The sequence below is a fragment of the Chitinophaga polysaccharea genome (genome assembly GCF_007829335.1).
Lineage (GTDB): Bacteria > Bacteroidota > Bacteroidia > Chitinophagales > Chitinophagaceae > Chitinophaga > Chitinophaga polysaccharea_B.
The window spans coordinates 120,764-140,586 of sequence record NZ_VIWO01000013.1; the positions used below are offsets into that span (position 1 = coordinate 120,764).

19 protein-coding genes are annotated in these 19,823 nt (G+C 45.2%); 8 read left to right on the top strand and 11 right to left on the bottom strand.

What is annotated here, in order from left to right; genetic code table 11:
• The first annotated feature begins 28 nt into the window (after positions 1–28).
• From FHW36_RS28700 to trhA, 6 genes are all read left to right on the top strand, one after another.
• Positions 29–1,219 (top strand): FecR family protein, encoded by a 1,191-nt coding sequence (locus FHW36_RS28700; RefSeq protein WP_145674658.1) that lies wholly within the window; start codon positions 29–31, stop codon positions 1,217–1,219.
• Positions 1,220–1,358: 139 nt separating this feature from the next.
• Complete coding sequence (locus tag FHW36_RS28705) at positions 1,359–4,715, top strand: TonB-dependent receptor (RefSeq protein WP_145674660.1); 3,357 nt, start codon at positions 1,359–1,361, stop codon at positions 4,713–4,715.
• 19 nt (positions 4,716–4,734) lie between these two features.
• Complete coding sequence (locus FHW36_RS28710; RefSeq protein ID WP_145674662.1) at positions 4,735–6,264, top strand: RagB/SusD family nutrient uptake outer membrane protein; 1,530 nt, start codon at positions 4,735–4,737, stop codon at positions 6,262–6,264.
• Between the two features lie 28 nt (positions 6,265–6,292).
• The gene (locus FHW36_RS28715) at positions 6,293–7,729 is read left to right on the top strand and encodes an aryl-sulfate sulfotransferase (protein ID WP_186452662.1); all 1,437 of its coding nucleotides are present in this window, start codon (positions 6,293–6,295) and stop codon (positions 7,727–7,729) included.
• 22 nt (positions 7,730–7,751) lie between these two features.
• Positions 7,752–8,744 carry a c-type cytochrome gene (locus tag FHW36_RS28720; RefSeq protein ID WP_145674666.1) on the top strand — a complete coding sequence of 331 codons (993 nt, stop codon included), beginning with the start codon at positions 7,752–7,754 and terminating at the stop codon, positions 8,742–8,744.
• Positions 8,745–8,934: 190 nt separating this feature from the next.
• A complete protein-coding gene (trhA, locus tag FHW36_RS28725; RefSeq protein ID WP_145674668.1) occupies positions 8,935–9,579 on the top strand; it encodes a PAQR family membrane homeostasis protein TrhA in 645 nt (214 codons plus the stop codon).
• Between the two features lie 13 nt (positions 9,580–9,592).
• Here trhA and FHW36_RS28730 read toward each other — a convergent pair whose 3' ends face one another.
• Complete coding sequence (locus FHW36_RS28730) at positions 9,593–10,480, bottom strand: AraC family transcriptional regulator (RefSeq protein ID WP_145674670.1); 888 nt, start codon at positions 10,478–10,480, stop codon at positions 9,593–9,595.
• 100 nt (positions 10,481–10,580) lie between these two features.
• Between FHW36_RS28730 and FHW36_RS28735 the strand changes: the two genes are divergently transcribed.
• Positions 10,581–11,534 carry an NADP-dependent oxidoreductase gene (locus FHW36_RS28735; RefSeq protein ID WP_145674672.1) on the top strand — a complete coding sequence of 318 codons (954 nt, stop codon included), beginning with the start codon at positions 10,581–10,583 and terminating at the stop codon, positions 11,532–11,534.
• A gap of 520 nt (positions 11,535–12,054) precedes the next feature.
• Here FHW36_RS28735 and FHW36_RS28740 read toward each other — a convergent pair.
• From FHW36_RS28740 to FHW36_RS30645, 7 genes are all read right to left on the bottom strand, one after another.
• A complete protein-coding gene (locus FHW36_RS28740; RefSeq protein ID WP_145674674.1) occupies positions 12,055–12,336 on the bottom strand; it encodes a hypothetical protein in 282 nt (93 codons plus the stop codon).
• Between the two features lie 172 nt (positions 12,337–12,508).
• A complete protein-coding gene (locus FHW36_RS28745) occupies positions 12,509–12,844 on the bottom strand; it encodes a B3 domain-containing protein (RefSeq protein ID WP_145674676.1) in 336 nt (111 codons plus the stop codon).
• Between the two features lie 25 nt (positions 12,845–12,869).
• Complete coding sequence (locus FHW36_RS28750; protein WP_145674678.1) at positions 12,870–13,397, bottom strand: hypothetical protein; 528 nt, start codon at positions 13,395–13,397, stop codon at positions 12,870–12,872.
• A 62-nt stretch (positions 13,398–13,459) separates the two neighbouring features.
• Positions 13,460–13,735 (bottom strand): hypothetical protein, encoded by a 276-nt coding sequence (locus tag FHW36_RS28755; protein WP_145674680.1) that lies wholly within the window; start codon positions 13,733–13,735, stop codon positions 13,460–13,462.
• A 61-nt stretch (positions 13,736–13,796) separates the two neighbouring features.
• Positions 13,797–14,225, bottom strand: a complete 429-nt coding sequence (locus tag FHW36_RS28760; RefSeq protein ID WP_145674682.1) for a hypothetical protein — start codon at positions 14,223–14,225, stop codon at positions 13,797–13,799.
• 3 nt (positions 14,226–14,228) lie between these two features.
• Positions 14,229–15,284, bottom strand: a complete 1,056-nt coding sequence (locus FHW36_RS28765; protein WP_262713408.1) for an RHS repeat-associated core domain-containing protein — start codon at positions 15,282–15,284, stop codon at positions 14,229–14,231.
• A gap of 9 nt (positions 15,285–15,293) precedes the next feature.
• Positions 15,294–15,680: a hypothetical protein gene (locus tag FHW36_RS30645; RefSeq protein WP_186452665.1), complete on the bottom strand. Its 387-nt coding sequence runs from the start codon at positions 15,678–15,680 to the stop codon at positions 15,294–15,296.
• On the opposite strand from FHW36_RS30645, the gene FHW36_RS31115 reads away from it, so the two are divergent.
• The gene (locus FHW36_RS31115) at positions 15,644–16,075 is read left to right on the top strand and encodes a transposase (RefSeq protein WP_186452663.1); all 432 of its coding nucleotides are present in this window, start codon (positions 15,644–15,646) and stop codon (positions 16,073–16,075) included. The genes FHW36_RS30645 and FHW36_RS31115 overlap by 37 nt on opposite strands.
• A 33-nt stretch (positions 16,076–16,108) precedes the next feature.
• Here the strand turns inward: FHW36_RS31115 and FHW36_RS28775 are convergent, their stop codons facing one another.
• From FHW36_RS28775 to FHW36_RS28785, 3 genes are all read right to left on the bottom strand, one after another.
• Positions 16,109–16,513, bottom strand: a complete 405-nt coding sequence (locus FHW36_RS28775; protein WP_145674694.1) for a hypothetical protein — start codon at positions 16,511–16,513, stop codon at positions 16,109–16,111.
• Between the two features lie 305 nt (positions 16,514–16,818).
• Positions 16,819–17,148 carry a MafI family immunity protein gene (locus FHW36_RS28780; RefSeq protein WP_145674702.1) on the bottom strand — a complete coding sequence of 110 codons (330 nt, stop codon included), beginning with the start codon at positions 17,146–17,148 and terminating at the stop codon, positions 16,819–16,821.
• A gap of 2 nt (positions 17,149–17,150) precedes the next feature.
• The coding region (locus tag FHW36_RS28785; protein ID WP_186452664.1) for an RHS repeat-associated core domain-containing protein at positions 17,151–19,823 on the bottom strand (2,673 nt) is incomplete at its 5' end.

A 19,823-nucleotide genomic window follows, 5' to 3' on the forward strand; every position in this document is an offset into this window, starting at 1 on the left:
TACCTGTCGGTTTTAGGATAGTATAGATATGCCGACATCCAAATCACCTTACCGGTACCAGCAATTATTGCAACGCTGGCAACAGCGGACCTGTAGTCCACAGGAAGCCATTGAGCTAATGGAATACCTGCGGAACGACGCTTCCAACCGGATACTGTTGGAAGAATTACAGGCCGCATTCCGGCAGGTACAGCCCGGAGAAGAGGTGATGTCTTCACTGCCCATCAACAGGGTCAGGGAAGGGCTTTTAAAACACATACAGGGCGCCGCGGTGGTGCCGATCCAGCGCTCCCGCAAACCGGGCGCCTGGTTACGCTGGTCTGCCGCCGCCGCTTTACTGGCAGCAATGGCCTTACCCGCCGGCTACCTATTGAAACATCAAAACGCCACGCCCTCAGCTAAAAAAGCAATAGCTGCCGCTCCTGCAGCCGAGCAACGTAAAACTGTACTCACACTGGCCAACGGGCAGAAGGTGGAACTGGACAAAGCCGGTATGGCGCAGTTGGCACAAGGCAACAGCACCATTCGCAATCAGAACGGACAACTCATATACGAGCAAACCAACGGTGGCCAGGCCGCATTGCTATATAATACGCTCACCACCGCTCCCCGGGAAACGTATCCCCTGGTACTGGCCGACGGAAGTAAAATATGGCTGAACGCCGGCTCGTCTCTCCACTTCCCGGCTGCCTTTACCGGCAACGAGCGCAAAGTGGAACTGAGTGGGGAAGCCTATTTTGAAATTGCAACAGATGCTCATAAGCCTTTCCGCATACAGGTAAAACAGATGACGGTAGAAGTGCTGGGCACCCATTTCAATATCAATGCCTATACCGACGAAACCACCATGAATACCACCCTGCTGGAAGGCGCCGTGAATATCCACAGTGGCAGAAGCAGCCTGCGGCTCGCCCCGGGCGAACAATCGCAGGTAAGTGGAGATGGACAAATAAAGAAAATTACCGGTGTAAACACCGACGAGATAATGGCCTGGAAAGAAGGCTACTTTAAGTTCGAGAATACAGATCTGACCACCGTATTACGACAATTTTCACATTGGTATGATGTAGACGTGGTATACGAAGGCAATGTGAAACCAAGGAAATTCTTCGGTATGATCAGTCGTAACAGCACTTTACCAAACGTATTAAAAATGCTGAATGCCAATGATATTACCTACCGGATCGACGGTAGAAAGCTCATCATCGAGGGAAACTAATCGGGGAAAATTAAGTAACAGGATATAGGTGAACAATTATATCAACCAATAGTCAGGGTGAGTGCCAGCATAACATAGATAGAATAGAATACTGTAACGCTCAACCAAACCATTTATCTAAATCAAAACTCAGTAGAGTATGCAATCCACTATTGCGGGTACGCGGTGTGATAGCCACCGGCGTTCAACCAAACATCTCAAGCTCAGGGGACTGGTCTCCCTGCTTTGCTTCGCTACCAGTATGCAGGCCAATGCGGCTACGTCGCAGCAACAACAGCTGGTAAGCCTTTCCTTTAAAAATGCATCTGCCAAAGAAGTATTCCGGGAAATCAACAAGCAAACGGGCTTAAACATCCTGGCAGATGAAGCCCTGCTGGAAAAAAGCGGCAAAGCCAATATTGTAGTCAACAATATGCCGGTTAGCGAAGCGCTGAATATCATCATGCGCAACCAGCCACTCACCTACACTATCGAAGGAGGGGCTATTATTGTTAAAACAAAGGCTGCCCCGTTGCCACCAGCCAGCACACCGGCTCCGCCGGTGGAGATCCACGGAGTGGTTACCAACGCCAAAGGTCAACCACTCCCAGGAGCCACCATCACCGTAAAAGGCACCCGGCAAGGTACCGTATCAAAACCAGACGGTAGCTTTACCATCAATGTCAACCCGGGAGAAACGCTCGAAGTGAGCGTGATGGGTTACAAACCCTGGTCGATGAAAATAGATGGCAAAAACAGCGCCCTGAAAGTATCGCTGGAAGAAGATGTAGCTAACCTCACCGACGTAGTGGTGGTAGGGTATGGTACTACCAAAAAGAGAGACCTCACCGGGTCTATCAGCTCCATCAGCAGCGACCAGATGAACAACGGCGGCGTTACCTCCAATGCGGCACAAGCCATACAGGGACGGGCAGCCGGCGTTCAGGTAAGCCAGTCGAATTCGGCGCCGGGCGGACAAACCATCGTTCGTATCCGTGGTGGTAACTCCATCAAATCTACCAACGAACCACTATATGTGGTAGATGGTTTCCCTTCTGAAACCGGAAAGGACATCAACCCGAACGATATTGATGATATACAAATCCTTAAAGATGCTTCCTCCACCGCCATCTACGGCGCCCGTGGCGCCAATGGCGTAGTGATGATCACCACCAAAAGAGGAAAATCAGGCAAGCCAAATATCCAATATGATGGCTACTATGGCGTTCAGCGGATTGTAAAAGAATACGATAAAATGAACGGCCTCGAAAATATGCAGGTCACCAACGCCAAAGCCATCGAAAAAGGACAACCAGCTTACTATACCGCTGCCGATCTGGCCAGCGGCCGTAACAACGACTGGTTCCAGCTGGCTACCCGCCCCGGTATGGTACAAAGCCATAGCCTCAGCGTAAGCGGCGGTACGCCGGAAGACCGCGTATCCTTATCGGGTAACTACTTCCGTCAGGACGGCGCATTGAAAAACACAGCGTATGAAAGGTACTCCGTTCGGTTAAACTACGACCGCCAGTTTACCACCCGCTTTAAAACCGGCGCCAGCGTATACGGTTCACATGCCTATACCAACTTCAAAACCTACGACGGCAACATCGTTCCGTCTAACGTAATGTATGGCGTACTAACCGCTTCTCCGGCCATACCGGTGTATAATGACAATGGTACTTTTGCGCGGTTCAAAGGCCGCGACAACCCGCTGGCCTGGCTGCTGGCGCCTACCAACGACCGGTTCGAAAACAAAGTCAACATCAACGCATACGCCGACTTCCAGATCCTGGATGGGTTTAATTTTCGTGTAAATGGCGGAACAGAATACGCCACTACCAAAGAAGGTACTTACCTGCCCCGCGACCTCGTGGATGGCGAAAAAGTAGGCGGCAAAGCCAGTATCAACGATTTGTCTACCACCCGCAACCTGGTGGAAGCCTATTTCACCTATAAAAAAGTATTGAATCAAATACACTCTTTTAACGTGGTGGCAGGGGTATCCTACCAATCCGATGCGTCTACCCGTCATTATTCGCAGGTGCAAAAATTCAGTACAGATGCTTACCTGTATCATAACCTTGATGGTGGTACCGAACGCCTCGCCAGCAGCAGCTCTGACCTCTCAGCTAAGATCGCTTCTGCCTATGGTCGTTTAAACTACTCCCTGAAAGATAAATACCTGCTCACCTTTACCTTCCGTCGCGATGGCTCTTCCAAATTCGGAGGCAACTACCGCTATGGTAACTACCCCTCCGGCTCTATCGCCTGGAGAGCCGGTGAAGAAGAATTTATCAAAAACCTGAATGTGTTTTCCAGCCTGAAATTCAGAGGTGGTTATGGTTTAACCGGTAATGACAGGGTGCCCGACCTGATCTACCTGGATACCTACGGTCCTACCAACGTATCACTGGGAATGGGTAGCGACAGCTACGGAGGCACGGTGATAACACGCCAGTCTAATGCCAACCTGCACTGGGAAAGTACCTCTCAGCTCGACCTGGGTGTTGATATGGGCTTCTTCAACAACCGCATCATGGCCACGATCGACTACTACCGGAAAAGAACCTACGACCTGATCTTCGATATCCCTATCGGCGACTGGAATGGATTCAGTACGCAAACGGTGAATGCCGGCGGTATCAGCAACCGGGGAATTGAGTTGTCTGTTACAACGCAAAACGTGAACAGTAAATCATTTACCTGGAACACTACCCTCAACATTGCTTATAACAAACAAACGGTGCTCGATCTTGCCGATCGTCCTTATATCATTACCCAAACAGCCAACCTGTATGGAGGCCGTGGCCTTGATTTCACCAAGCTGGAAAAAGGACAGGAGCTCAGCACTTTTTACGGCTATGTGTATGATGGTGTGATCAAAACCGGTGAAGCACACACCGCACAACCCAACTCCAAACCGGGCGATCCTAAATTCAAAGACATCAGCGGCCCCAATGGCAAACCTGATGGTATCATTGATGCTAACGACCGTACTTACCTGGGCCATGCCAACCCACATTACATCTACGGTATCAATAACAGCTTTACCTGGAAAAATTTTGAGCTGAACATCTTCCTGCAGGGCGCGCTGGATTATAGTCTATACAACGCCACTTCCGAGGTACTGGAATCCGGCCCTGGTAAAGCAGCGCTGAACAGGTGGACGACCAGTAACGAAAATACCAATATTCCCCGGGATGGATACGCCATTGCTTACGGCGGTTTGATCAACTCCCGTTTCGTGGAAAACGCTGCTTACCTGCGTTGTAAAATGATCACACTGGGATATAACCTGCCCGTAGCCAAAACGTTCCTGAAAAGCCTGAGAAATGTGAAAGTATACGGATCAGTACAAAACTTATTTACGATTACTAAATATACAGGATCAGATCCCGAGGTAAATACCAACCTGAATAGCAGCGGCTCCAACGCCAACCTTTCTTCCGGGTTGGATTACACCGCCTTCCCTGCTTATCGCACGTTTACCGCGGGCCTTAAACTGAATTTTTAACCTGTAAATTCCGGAACAAATGAAATACGCATATATCGCATTCACCGCACTCTTATTAGGAACAACTTCCTGTAAAAAACTGGTGGAACCCAAAGTATACAGTACGCTCACCGGCAGCAATGCCTTCATGACGCTGAGTGATGCCAAGGCCGCAGTAAATGGCGTTTACTCCCGGTTAAAGCAGCCCAGTGGCCGCTCCGATGCCTGGATGTACTACGCAGGCTTCCAGGTAACCATTTCCGATCTCACAACCGATGTAGGACATGCCAGTTCCGGTGGTGACGTAGGGCTGATGTCGGATTGCCAATGGGCGCCCGCCAATACCTACTTGGCTTTCGCCTGGCAGCACCAATATAAACTGGTCACCGATGCTAATATTTCTCTTTATTTCATTCCGAAAATGACCAGCATCACAGATGCACAGAAAAATCAATTTACGGCAGAACTCCGATTTCTGCGGGCATTAGGCTATGTAGACCTGACTGATGCTTTTGGCCCGGTGATCATGGTAACAGAACAAACTGTGGCACAGAATCAAACAAACCCCTCCTTTGATGCACCTGTACCAACAACACCAGTAGCGGACATCAATAAACTGATCATCAGCGACCTGGAATATGCCGCGCAAACACTGCCTGTCAATTACCTGAGCAGCGATATCTACACCACCAATGATGTTGGTCGTGCTACCAAAGGCGCCGCCATGTCATTGCTGTGCAAACTCTACATGCGTGAACACGAGTGGCAGAAAGCACTGGATCTCACCACCGAAATCATGAAGCTGGGCTACGACCTGTATCCCTCCTACGCCGGCTTGTTTGCAGAAAAAAACAAATGGTGCCAGGAAAGCATCTTCAGCGCACTGGCCGACCCGCTGAACGATGCCGTGGAAATCATGAACCATTTCGGTCCTATCAACAACCCGGTGGTAACCGACAGATGGCAGTACTTTGCCCTCACCTGGTACTTCTGGAATACCTTTGCATCTAACGATGATCGTAAACAAATGTTCTACTACGATTACATTGGTACCGACGGACTCCATTACATGCAGGCGCCTGCCGGGCAAACAAATCCGCCTGCCGGTTTCTACTACATGCCTGATGTGGCCACTACTAAATTTGCCGATCCTAAGGGCTCTACCACTTACTACGATGGTCACGTATTCCCGATTCTCCGTTACGCCGACATCCTGCTTTGCCGCGCCGAAGCGCTCAACGAACTGAATGGCCCTACCGATGAAGCCATTGGCCTCATTAACCGGGTAAAAAGCCGCTCTCATGCCACCGGCCTGGGTAGCGCCGCCACCTTCAGCAAACAATCGCTCCGCGACGCGATTCTGCAGGAACGTGGCTGGGAATTTTTCTTCGAATGCAAACGCAGACAAGATCTCATCCGCATGGGCAAATACGAAAGCGTAGTAAACACTTACCTGACTGCCGTAGGAAAAACAGCTTCCATTGCCCTGCCAAGAGATAAATATTTCCCTTATCCTCAGGCACAGGCAGATCTAAATAAAAGTTTAAATAATAGCGACCGCCGTCACTAACTTTAATGCTTCAACATTAGACATGATGATGAGATGGAATATAATACAACGCATGCTGCCATTGGTATCAATGGCAGCAGCGTTTTTATGGTGCCTGCCCGCCTGTAACAGCGGGGGGCATGATATATCCGAAATTCGCCTGGCGCCACGAGGGCAAAATGCCCTGAAAGTAAGCGTTACTGTACAGTGTACCGACACGGTAGATGCCACCGTGGAATACTGGCCCAAAGGAAAGGAGCAACAGCGCAGCACAGCGCCATTGTCTACCCACCAACTTCGTCATACCATCGTACTCACCAACCTCCAACCGGTACAAGCTTATGAATACCGCATTCTAACCGGCCATGGTAAAGCACTTTACCCCAGCAAGGTGTATTCCTTTACCACCAACGATTTCCCGGTGTGGATGAAAGATATGTTCAGCGTTGTCTGTCCCGATAGCTCGGTACTACCGGCGGCCTTCCGGACAGGATACGTAATGGTATCACGCCGGGAAGACCCGGGCGTATTGTTCCTGTTGAATGCCAAAGGAGAGATCGTATGGTATCACCAGGTGAGCGGCACCGGTTTCAAGGTAGCCCGTTTCACCGACCAGCATACCTTCCTGGCCCTGCTGGGCGGACCCGGTTATGAAACCAGCTATGGCGACCAGCTGCTGGAAGTATCGCTCACCGGCGATACGCTGCTGAACCTAAAAAAGGGACAAGGCGACTTTCAACAAACCATCCACCACGAAATACTATTAAATCCAAAAAATCAACTGGTGACGCTCTGCGTGGAAGAAAGAATAGTAGACCTGCGCAGCAAAGGGGGATTAGAAAAAGATACCGTGAAAGGCGACGGCATCCTGGTGCTGGACCGGCAGGGCAAACAGGTATGGAAATGGACAGTATTTGACGCACTGAATCCTTTGGACGATAAAAATATCTCCAAAGAAAAAAGAGATTGGATGCACGCCAACTGCATTGCATTCGACACAGATGGCAACTACCTGGTATCATTTTATAACAATGGACAGATCTGGAAGATAGATGCCCACACCGGCAAACGCCTATGGACATTCGGCAAAAACGGGGACTTCCCCCTGCCCGATTCTGCCCTGTTTGACCAGGCCCACGCTATTCACATCAACAAACAGGGCGACCTGATGTTTTTTGACAATGGCGTCAGCAAAAAAATATCCCGTACACTGGCATTTAAACTGGATGAAGACAAGCGACAGGCGCAGCTAACGCTCGATACTAAATTGCCGCCGGAAAATTACAACGAGCGAATGGGCAGCAGCTACCTGGTTAATGACAGCACACTGTTGCAATGCGCCACCAAGCGCAATACCGTGATACTGACCGATAAGCGTGGCAGGTTTTTATGGCTGTTGAGAAAGGGCATGTCATCCTACCGGGCTTCTTTTATCCCGGCAGAAGACGTGGCGCCATTTGTAGCACAGCCGGGATATCCGCATTAACATCTACCTAAAAAGACAACACATGAGAAACTTAATAGTGATGAGTTTGATAGCCGTGGGCGGATATGCTATGATAGCTTCCTGTGGCTCATCTGCAGAGAGTAAAAAAACTACGCTGGCGATAGCCGATGCGGAAAAATATTACAGCGCCGATACCAGCCTGATTCCTCATGATCAATTTGGAGAAGCCGTGCGTTATGGCCGGGAGCTGATGGTGAACACCGCGCGATATATAGGTCCGGATGGAAGCGCCGGGAAATATGCCGGCAATAAACTCAACTGTACCAACTGTCACCAGGATGCGGGTACCAAGGCATTTTCCTTTAACCTGATGGCATCGCATGAAAACTACCCGCAATACAGGGGCCGGGAGGGTAAAGTATTAACGCTGGCGGAGCGGGTCAACAATTGCCTTACCCGTCCGCACAACGGCAAGCCCTTGCCGCTGGACAGCAAAGAAATGGTGGCCTTCCTGGCTTACCTCAAATGGATCAACAGCTTTGTGCCCAAGGGTACGCATTTTAAAGGCGCTAAAAATTTGGCCGTAAGTTTCCCTGCTACCGCCGCCAGCCCGGAACATGGTCAGGTGCTGTACCAGGCCAACTGCTCCCGCTGCCATGGCGCCAATGGAGAAGGGCAATGGAATGCCGATAAAAGCACCTATGTATATCCTCCGCTCTGGGGCAACAGCTCCTATCAGCCGGGGTCCAGTATGCACCGGATAATTAAGCAGGCGGAATGGCTGAAAAACAATATGCCTTTCGATAAGGCCATGCCGGGTAAACCGTTCCTCTCCGATGCCGATGCGCTGGACATTGCCGCCTTTGTAAACAACGATGCTATTCATCCGCGGCCTAATCCGAAAAGCTTTGACTATCCGCATATCGCCGAAAAAGCCATCGACTACGACCATGGTCCTTTTGCAGATACTTTCTCCGTTGCGCAGCACAAGTTTGGGCCTTACACACCTATTATCGACTATTGGAATGCGAAAGGGGTAAAACCTGTTTACTGATATTTTTATTTTTTGGGAAGAGATGGGAGAAGAGCCACGCTACAGATAGCACGGCTCTTCTCCCATCTCTCTTTATAATACTGAAGTGGTTTATAACGAAATAGATAAACTCTATCAGCCCCGGGTGATTATTGTCCTACTTTTGTAACCGTAGCATCAATAAAAGGCTTCAATAGCAAAAAAAGTCACCATGCCAGTCAGTAAAAACGCAAACGGGTATAGCCGTCACCAAGAAATAGTAAATGGACTCATACATGGGCTGGGCGTTATTTTCGGGGTAAGCGCGCTGCCTATGCTCGCGGGGATAGCTGCCACACATGGTAATACACCCGGTATTGTGGGCGCTTGTATTTATACCTTCTGTTTTATCTTATTATTTACCAATTCCACGATCTATCATCTATCGCAGGAAACGGCCATTAAGAAGCTGTTCCTCGTATTCGACCATATCAGCATATACTTTTTGATTGCCGGCACGTATACGCCGTTTCTATTGGTGTATATGAACAATACCTTTGGGATTACCTTGTTGTCGGTACTCTGGAGTCTTACGCTGATAGGGGTGTTCTTTAAGATCTGGTTTACGGGGAAATATGATATCATATCTACCATCATTTACCTCGCCATGGGCTGGATTATGGTAGCCGGCGGGCGGCGCTTTTTCGACACGCTGCCCCTGCCCGTGATGATCATGCTGGCCATTGGCGGCGGCTTATACACGATTGGGGTTATTTTTTATATCTGGGATAAATACAAATATACCCACGCCATCTGGCACCTGCTGGTATTGGCAGCCGCTATCTGCCATTATGTGGCCGTGTTAATGACCATGTAGTGCCGCGGAATTATCAGCCGCTCATGCCCGGCTGATAATTCCTTTCTGCCCACATCTTTTTCCGGTATTCCGTAGGGTTGATCCCGTTATACTTCTTAAAGGTTTTGTTGAGATGACTTTCATCTGTGAAGCCCAACTCTTCCACAATTTCACTCATCCGCATATCGCTATACTGCAACCGGGTTTCCACCAGCTTCAGCTTATAATTGGTGATATACCGCTGTATGGTATTGCCGGTGAGCTTCTTGATATATTCCCCGATATAGTTTTGGGAGATATTGAACTTCGCCGCTAATTTCTCCGCCTTAAGCATCTCCGGGTAGTAGATGTTCTGGTGTATATAACTGATAATTTCGTTGGACACCTCGCTATTTCCCGGTGCTGCAGGCTCCGGCCGCATCAGCGATACGTTGCGGGCTACTATGGTGATAATGGTATTTACCAGCTGTTGCACCACCTCATTGCGCATGGACTGCTCCCGGGAATATTCCAGTATCAGGGCATTCATCAGCGCCCTTACCACGGGCTTATCATCTTTATTTTGCAGGATACAACCCGGGAAGTGGTGATTATTATGGAAAATATACTCCAGTTTCCGGGCCCAGTCGCCCAGGTTACTATGCGGATTGCCGGCGCGTTGCGCCTCCAGGTAGATGCCGTTAAACCGGATGAATACAAAAGCAGTTCGTGTACTAACCCTGGTATGCACGGTATTTTGCGGCATCATCAGGAAAAAATTTTCTTCTGCATAGTCGTATACATGCTGGTTGTTGTGCAAAGTGCCTGTACCCTTTAGAATATATACCAGCTCAAAGAAATTATTCCGGTGCTGTCCCATCGGGCATACCTCTTCCTCCACATATATGATGTCGAACGGTTTATAAAGATTTATTACCTGCATAACCTGAATTTGTACAAAATGAACCCCAATTGATACAAGGGGTGAACTACAAATTTATTGGAATTTTGACTCATCAAATCACAAAAAACAAACTACTTATATGAAAGCAATCGTATTACAACAGACGGGCGGCGTAGAAAATCTGGTCGCAAAAGAAGTTCCAACGCCAGCTATCAAAGACAATGAGGTATTGATCCGCAACAAAGCCATCAGCATCAACCCGGTAGACAACTACGTAAGAGCCGTAGACGAAGCACTAAAAGCCTATGTTCGCCCCACCGCCGGGGAAGACATCATCCTCGGATGGGACATCGCCGGAGAAGTAGTAGCCACCGGCAAAGCCGTTACCCACCTCAAAACCGGCGACACCGTATTTGGCATGGTTAACTTCCCCGGTCATGGTAAAGCCTACGCCGAATACGTAGCCGCTCCCGAAAACCAGCTGGCCCTGAAACCCGCCGGCACCACTTTCGAAGAAGCCGCCGCCGCCACGCTGGCCGCCCTCACCGCCTGGCAAGCCCTGGTAACCTACGGCCAGGTAAAGAAAGGCGACAGCGTACTCATTCACAGCGCCGCTGGCGGGGTAGGTCACTATGCCATCCAGATCGCCAAACACTTTGGCGCGCATGTAATCGCCTCTGCATCGCCCGCCAAAAAAACCACCGTACTGGAACTAGGCGCCGATGAACATGTTGACTACACCCAGCAACCCTTCGAAACCGTAGTGAAAGACATAGACCTCGTAATAGACACACAAGCCATTCCCGGCCACCTGGAACGCTCCCTGTCTGTATTGAAAAATGGAGGTCGCCTGATTTCCCTTCTCGGCAACATCGATGAAGCCCTTCAGCAAAAGGCCGCCGCCAGAAATATATACACACATCGCTTAGTAGTACACTCCAATGGCGAGGATATGAAGTCTATTGCAGCGTTGATGGAGCGCGGGGAACTGCGGTCAATTGTGGCGCAGACGTTTGAATTTGAGGAGATGGGCAAGGCGCATATGCAGGTGGCAACGGGGAAAACGCAGGGGAAACTGGTGGTGAGGGTGTAGGCTGTATAGAGCTAAAATAGTATATCTGCAGGCATGTCTGCAGATATACTATTTTAGTACTGGCCTGTTAAAAATGGGCCAATCCTTCACATACTGGATATCTATAGAATCTCCTATCCGGACCTGTGGGTCTTGCGAGTCATTATTATATGCTCTTCCATTAACATAAAAACGATAAGAATAAGACCAGGTATGACTCACGGGACTATTACCCCAGTAATTTTTGTCATCAACAATTACAGCCCTGGCTTGCTGCGCATCATATTTTAATAAGTGTTTTGTCAACTGGACCTTCCCTATCTTATAAAAGAAATAACTAAACATCATTAAAAGCGTAATTCCCGTTAATATATTCTTTAGTTTGTTCATGGTAACTTTATCTCCTGGAGTCATGCTAATAACAGTGGTCAAAATCAAAACTCATAAGTCAATTATTTATGTTTTAGATCCTTTAGTAACGCACAAAAACGCTATTCTTTCTTCTCTCCGAATGCTATGAGAAGATATTTCAAGTTCAATATCAAAAAACTGTAAATAGCACTAATGCCAGCGGTTGAAAAACAGGAAACTTTAAGGAGCCTATCGAAAATTGCCAGGTGGTGATGTTGATGGTGAAAGCAGCCAGGTTAATTACAGCCAGTAACAATGTGATACCGGTCCATAAAACGCCCATTCTGAAGCTAAAGAAATATAACATCATATTTATCAGTACCAAGCCACCGCCAATGAAATGTCTGATCTTTGCCGCGTGTGTTACAGCCAAAATATCTATCCATGCCACTGTCGTAAATACAAGTAACATAAAAAAGGGTACCAGATTCAATAACTTCTTATAACTCATTTCTATAAACTTCAGACTTTAAACGATCTATTACAGCAATAGTGCCGGTTATATATGTCATGCATTGTTTAGCATTTGATAATATTGCTTTCAGTCATATCATAACATTTTTCGAAGCAACATTCTTCAAATACTAATATCCTTCATCTAATTCCGTCACTATCATTTCGGGTGCATCTAAGGCATATCGAAAGCTAATAGAATCACCCTTTCTCAAACCATGTGGGTTACTATCCCATCCACCACCATACTTATAGTCCTTATTCCCAATCTGATACTTTACCTCAATACTATGCCCCTTGTAAGACTGCAACCTTACAATAACTCCTTTGGAATAACCATAGCGCTTATTGATTAATTCAAGCTTATCAGATTTTGACTTATTTGCAGTGGTGGAAATAAAATACAGCAAACCTGCAACAACCGCAATGATTACAACAAATATTAAGACTAGCTTTACTCCTTTCATTTACTATCATATTTCAGCAAACTGTCTACTTGAACACATTGTTCAAAAGAAGTACAATTTCATTTGCCCTTGTTTCTGATCCAATATCAGAAAATAAAAATTCATCACCGTTTTCCAGGGTAACATAAAGGCGATATCTTCTGAACGACGGCTTCTGCTGAGTTGATCTATAGGAGAATCCAGCAATATTAGCAACTGCAAACCTCACTTCCTGGTTTATAAAAAAGAAGAGCCGCGTAATTGGATTCCTCCGTTTTATTATTGAGCAATTATTATCAAAATTGATCTCAAAATCGTTAACTGATTCGAATTCGTACCATAGAGAGAAGAGTGCTATCCCTAACAACAATAATCCTATAAAAAAATTTGCTTTCTGCATCAAGAATATGATCAGCGGCAACAGAACTAATGTAGTAATGCTATTATAGTTGAAGACTGGCGAGCTAATACTTAACCCGTTTTCATCAAACTTGAACTTAGGAGATGAAATATCTTCTCTTTCAATGTATCCACTCAATTTATCAAGAGGCTCCTTTCTCATTAATTCTTTCATCAGAATACATGCTATTTGCTTTAAAATATTCTTTGTACCAAGTGAAAATCTCCTTCTACATGCTAACTATAGCCCAATGGAAACCAAATACCACGATATACAGGGGACTCCATATTAGGGATTACATGCCCGTTATCAAGCATTCGTATATCCATGTTTTCAATGATTTTTTTAAAAGGAGGACGTTTGATCGTAGTAAATACCTTTTCATCTAATATTTCGACTGCATCTTCATAACTGAGCGCGGTTACTCCGCAGCCAAACCCTATTCCAGCTGGATAGTTAAATGCTGTATCTATTTCAAACTCAAACCAAAATCGTCTGTACAAGGCACTCATACGACCCATATTTTCCAATAGCAAGCTGCTATTAATCTGAAATTAGCGTTTCCAGTATGTCCTATTGTCTTAACGACTTAAAAATCTCCTTTGTATCTAAATAATTCATTAGAGCAGCCCGTCTCACACTTTCGACAGCAAGATTCTTTGATACTGTGTCCATACTAGTTAAGTTGATGGGTCCTTCTTCCACCTTTACATTATACATTTTGCATAAAATAAAGAATACATCCATATAAGCTTTTGGATAATTGTATTTAAAAGCCATTACATAAGCGTAAAAAAACAGCTCATTATACTCATTATCACTGTCTACAAACTTAAAATACAAATCATGATATGCCAAAGAATCCCCCTTATCTAAAATTTCTTGCCTTAACTCTATTATAGATCTTTTACTTTCATTTATGGAATACGTCTTATTCTTGGTGCCTGCTGATTGACAGGCAAGAAAAGGAAGAAAAACGAGTAATAAAATTGATAGTTTCATGAACTAATTTTTTTTATAAAATAAGTTATCAAAAAATCCAGGGTTACCTTTAGGAGTCCAGTTTCCATCATAGGAACCAACTAATTTCCCGTCTTTAAATACGTTCCAGTTTCCTCGCTCATTTGTTCTCTGACCATGTTTCTCTCTCGGAATATTTGGCTTATAATCTGAGTTATTGTCTGTAAACTTGCTAACGTAAGGACCGATTTCTTTTCCACTATCATCAAAATAATCCCTCTCCGTACTGCTTCCCAAAATAAAAAGAGGACCTCTATCCTGCTTAAGTATCTCATCTGGATCTAATTCATAGTAGCCTTTTTCTCTGGCTACTTCAACAGAAAGATGATATGCTGAAAAATCGACTTTCCCCGCTACCGACTCTGTCATAAGATACCATAATCTAACCATAGGGTTTTTATAGTCAACACCTGACTCCTTCATCATTTCCTCTATTCGCTGGTCGGAAAGTGTAAATACAAATTGTATATCTTGGAAGCCTGCAAGTCCAAATTTGTTCAAACTATAATTTATAGCCGAAACATCTGTTGGAGCATCATTAAAACCATAAGCCGTTTGCTTCTTAGTTTTAGAATCCTCAATCACTAATCTATCGGCCTTATTTGTCTTATCAGTCCTCACATACCTTCCTTTCTCATTAAATACATAGTCGTCATCATTATCGGCAGTACTACCTTGAAGTTGACGGAATGCTGCCTGGGCATCCGCCCCAGTATAGCTTGTTCCCCAAGCATACTCAGTTACAGCTCTACCATCTGGATCAATAAATCTAATAGGGTTATTCATGGCATAATTATACGGACTAAACCTTCTTGATATTTCGCTTAATGGGTCAAGAGTGTGCCACCTACCAATCTGTGCATCATACATCCTCGCTCCATAGTCATACCACTCTAATCCACTCCCATCATTAAACTCCCTATTCTGCAACTCCTTCCCGTTATACTTCATCCGGTTCTCTGGGTAATTCGATCCTTTTAAAGCATTCGAACTTATCCCACTCATGGTGAGTCCAAACGGATAATAATGCGTTTGCTCCAATACCTGAAACTACTTGGATGTGCTTTGTCTGTTTAACAAACAATCTTTATTTACCCCTTTACGTGACAACATATATAGTCCGTTCTTCTTGATTAAATAAGCATCCATGCCATCCAGATCGCTAATCTTATATATAGGCTCCCAGCGGTCAGTTGTTTTTTTATTGAACCATTCCGAGAATAAAAAAAGCGTATCCTTTCGTACCACCCAAGTCCCTTCAATTTTATCATCTAGATATGCAAGCTTATACGAAAAAGTATGAAAACTATCTATTGTCAAAATAACATTTGGATACAAATTTATATAACAACTACTTTTATAGTTCCCAATTACTTTATTAGCTCTCAATGCGCAACCAGATGAGAGTAGTATTAAAAAGATTGCCAGCAATTTCATATTTATTTCGATTTATAATATGTGTCTCTGATATGCCTACTGTTAACTTGGCGGAACGGAACCTTGATCAACTGGAATCTAACTGGGGCGCCAAATATCCTAAAGTGATCGAATCCTGGCGAAAGAACTGGCCCAGGCTCAGCAGTTATTTTCAGTATAATAAGGACGTCCGCCGGATTATGTATACCACCAATATCATAGAAGGCTTCCACAGACAGTTGCGAGCCGTCACAAAATCAAAAGGCGCCTTCCAGTCGGAAGACGCTCTGATGAAACTCTTATTCCTTGTTCAGGAAAATATATGTGCAAAGTGGAACAAGCCAGTACACTACTGGAATCAGACATTAGCACAATTATCAATTATATTTAGTGACCGATTAAAACTTAATCTTTAATCACTGTGACACACTCTATGTAATACTACCGACTTAAATATTGAATTGATCTAATAATTTATTCCAATCTATTTCACTTATAGCCGACTTACGAATAATTGCCTGTTGCTGACCATCAATAAAAAATGTTAGTTTATCTCCGTCCTGTTTAACTCTTACCTGAGCTTGGTCTACCTTTATTTCGTGTCTCTTAAAGAATGAATTATTAATAAAGCTTAAATGCAATTCATTTTGCTCAACTCCAAGCATCAATAACTCAAATCTATTTAAATAAAAAATGTAGATAATAGAACAAAATAATAACACCATACTCATGAAATATAAATAGCCCTTAACTCCCGGAAAGAGTAAATATAACCCAAGAGAAATTAATCCACCACTAATCATCGTAATAATTACCATTTTATTCAAAAAGACACCTTTACATTTAATGATCATAAATTCAAGTTTTAAACATGCGAAACCAAATAGCCTCCAAATTATAAAATGTTTTGCCCATCTAGCTACTTTATAAGTTCTAATACTTGCTTTACTACCTCCTCTCCAACCACTGTTATAATATTTAGGGCTAAATTGCCGCTGAACACCCAGGTAAAAGCCATAATAATACACACTATGGCAAAGGGGCCAATCCGTATTAATCTCAATTTTACATTTATGGATTTCGGCCCAGATGATATACCAGAGATGATACCTTTTAGTTGTGAGGTTGATTTACCTTCAACAAATAACCATTAACGGAATCACGTATTATCTTTAAGCAAATGTAATATTTCTGCTAATTTATCCTTAACTGACTTAGGGACGACATTCTTATCTCGAATAAGCTCCCTTATGAAAGAATAAGTATTTTCAGGAATTCTCATCTTTTGGGCAACATCTACCACTAGATTATAAAACTCAATATCAATATCAATATCATATTCATATAATTGGGTGACTATTGTGTCAAATGCGAGGCCATATTCATGACTATTTGAGAGAATCGTTGCATTATCCAAGTCAACTTTACTTAATCCCAATGCCCCTGCCGCATCAATTAGAGCTAAAGTCAATTTTTCTATTTTATTCATATTTAACGTATTGGAAAAGCTGTAATAATTTCACTATGAGTATTAATTACTCTAATCTTTATGCCCTCATAAGTTCCTTCTGTTACAAATCGAACAGGTTGCCCACTCCTTGTTACCATTGCTCCAGCACGTCCAGTTTGTTGCACCCACGGATTACTTGTGACAACCTCAGACACTCCATTCATAATTTTCCCATTACTCCAGGTCATTGGGAACATACTTTTTTTCCCCGTCAATCCATTCAGAAAGCTTTTGGAGCTTCCAAACCATGCATGGCCTCCTCCCGTCGCATCTCCTGTAATAATATGAGCGGTTCGCGAAGGACTGGCCAGGTTGACATAACTTGCCTCAGCTGCCTGTATACCCTCGACAGTATTTTTAACGATACTCGCCCCCTTCGTAGCAACAACGGTTTCTGCAATTTTCTCTGTCGCATATCCGACATCATGCCCTATTTGATCGCTAGTTTTATTAGGAATATCAGCTACATAATTGACTGTATTATCAATCATTTGGGCTCGAGCACCAACTGAACCTTCGTCAACATTAAACGGAGACATGGCCGCCATACCATCTAGGGTTTTGCCTATTCCCTCTGCCGTCCCTAAACTCTTAACCCAGGAGACCGTTGCCCTTCCACCATCTTTCAATCCCTCCCAAGCATTCCTCCAAAAACCCGCGCCAGCTATTGTTGTATCCCCTAAAAAGTCACTATATCGAATAGGACTATTATCCATCCCAGCATACGGTGACACTGCATCATTAGGTTTGGGATCGATTTGCCACCATCTGCCTAACTGAGGATCAAGATTCCTGTAATGCGCCTCATAAGAATATAAATCAAGGTCACTATTTAATTCAATACCATTGAACTTATTTCTATTAATCGGGTAATTCGTCCCTTTAAGCGCATTGGAACTAATCCCCGCCATTGTCAACCCAAATGGATAATAATGCGTTTCCTCCAACAACGGCCCCGAATTAACCCCAAGTATGATATTATCAAAGAACACCGGCTCCACGCTTTCATTACTGGTATAAGCATACAGGAACCCCGTCTTTTTGATCACCATCTTATCCTGGCCCAACGTCTGCAACTCATCTGGTGTTGCTTTCACCTGTTTCACCCCGCTGTTTTCTTCTACTAATTTAAACTCATCATCGAAGAGTACAAAATTAAGATACGCTTTCGGCTGATCTGCATTAGGTTGATCCGGCTCTTTCTCTTTCAGGCGGCGGTAGTCGTTGTTATAGAAATTACTGTTAAAAGGTGTCAGTTGATCAGAAGCAGCCTCGCCATGTGCACCATTGGCCTGTCCGGCATTCCCACTGAAGGCCTGCACCAGGTCTACTACCATGTTTTCCGCAGTAGCGGCAGCTGATTTCCCGTCTTTAGGGCCATTCGATTTGTAAAAAGCTTTGGCGCTCAGCTGAATGGTATCGCCAGCCATCACCCGCAATACGATGGAAGGTCCGATTTTTTTTCCGGCGCCCGTGGCAGTGAGCTTGGCTACAGAAGCATTCTGGCCGGCGCTTTCATCTGCCGGGTAACCTACTGGTTTATCAGTACGGGTATTATCGATATTGCTGAATAAGGCGGTTTCCGTGGCAGCTGCCGGTGCTTCCATCGTAGCGGCGTACATGGTAAAGTCGGTTTGATCGGTCAATACCATACGCACATTGCCCAGGTGATCCTTTACAAAGTAATCGAAAGGATACTGGGTGGCTTGCCCTGTTTTAAATATCGGGCGTATACGACCTTCTTCATGTGCTAAAAACTGTAACGTGTCGTTCTGGTAAGCAAAACCGCCGATGTAGTCGGTAACGGTCACTTTATCCGTACTGGTGGTTTTATCCGTTACAATCTTTCTCCACTTTACACCCGCGGCATCGTACAGGTACTTTATTCGCCCTTTGCCGGTGATCACGATGCTATCCGGCAGGTTGAGGTGGTTATAGGTGATGACCGTAATGTTTTTGTTGAGATCTTTGATAAGATTGCCATTGGCATCATAGTCGTAGTCGTCGCCGCTGTTGGTGCCGTTAATAAAATCTCCCAGCTTAGCGCTGGCCGTGTTGGCAGTATCTGCTACAGCAGCCAGTTTGTTACTGCTGGCCCGGTAAGTATAGGTAAGACGATCTATCATCGTTTTGCCGGTGCCTACCATCCCCATCTGGCTCATAGCCATGATATTGCCGTTGGCATCATAGCCCAGGTTGCTCACAGAAAAATCCTCCTGGTCTACGGTCCAGTTGCTGCTACCACTGTTCTGCTGCGAAAAAGGCGCAGATACCAGCCGATTCACTTTATCATAGCTATAACCATAGGCGCGCGCAATACCGTCGCTCTTACTCTTCCAGGTACTACCTGCAATGTTTCCATTGTATTGCAAAGCGGTGAAGCCTGAGTCATAAGCCAGCGTTTGTCCAAACCAGTTAGCCGAACTGTTGGCAGTGCTTGCGTAAGCTTTGTTAATCCCTGTTAGCCAGCCACGGATATTATAATCGTATGTCAGCGTTTCCAGTTGTGAACTACCGGCGATGCCCAAACGTTTGATTTTCAGTTGTCCCAACTCATCGTAGGTATTTACCGCGATGGTTTTATCCAGGGTAGCACTGGCATCATTGAGCCTTTTCTTAACACTGGTGAGCCGGCCGGCTGCGTCGTAGTGCAG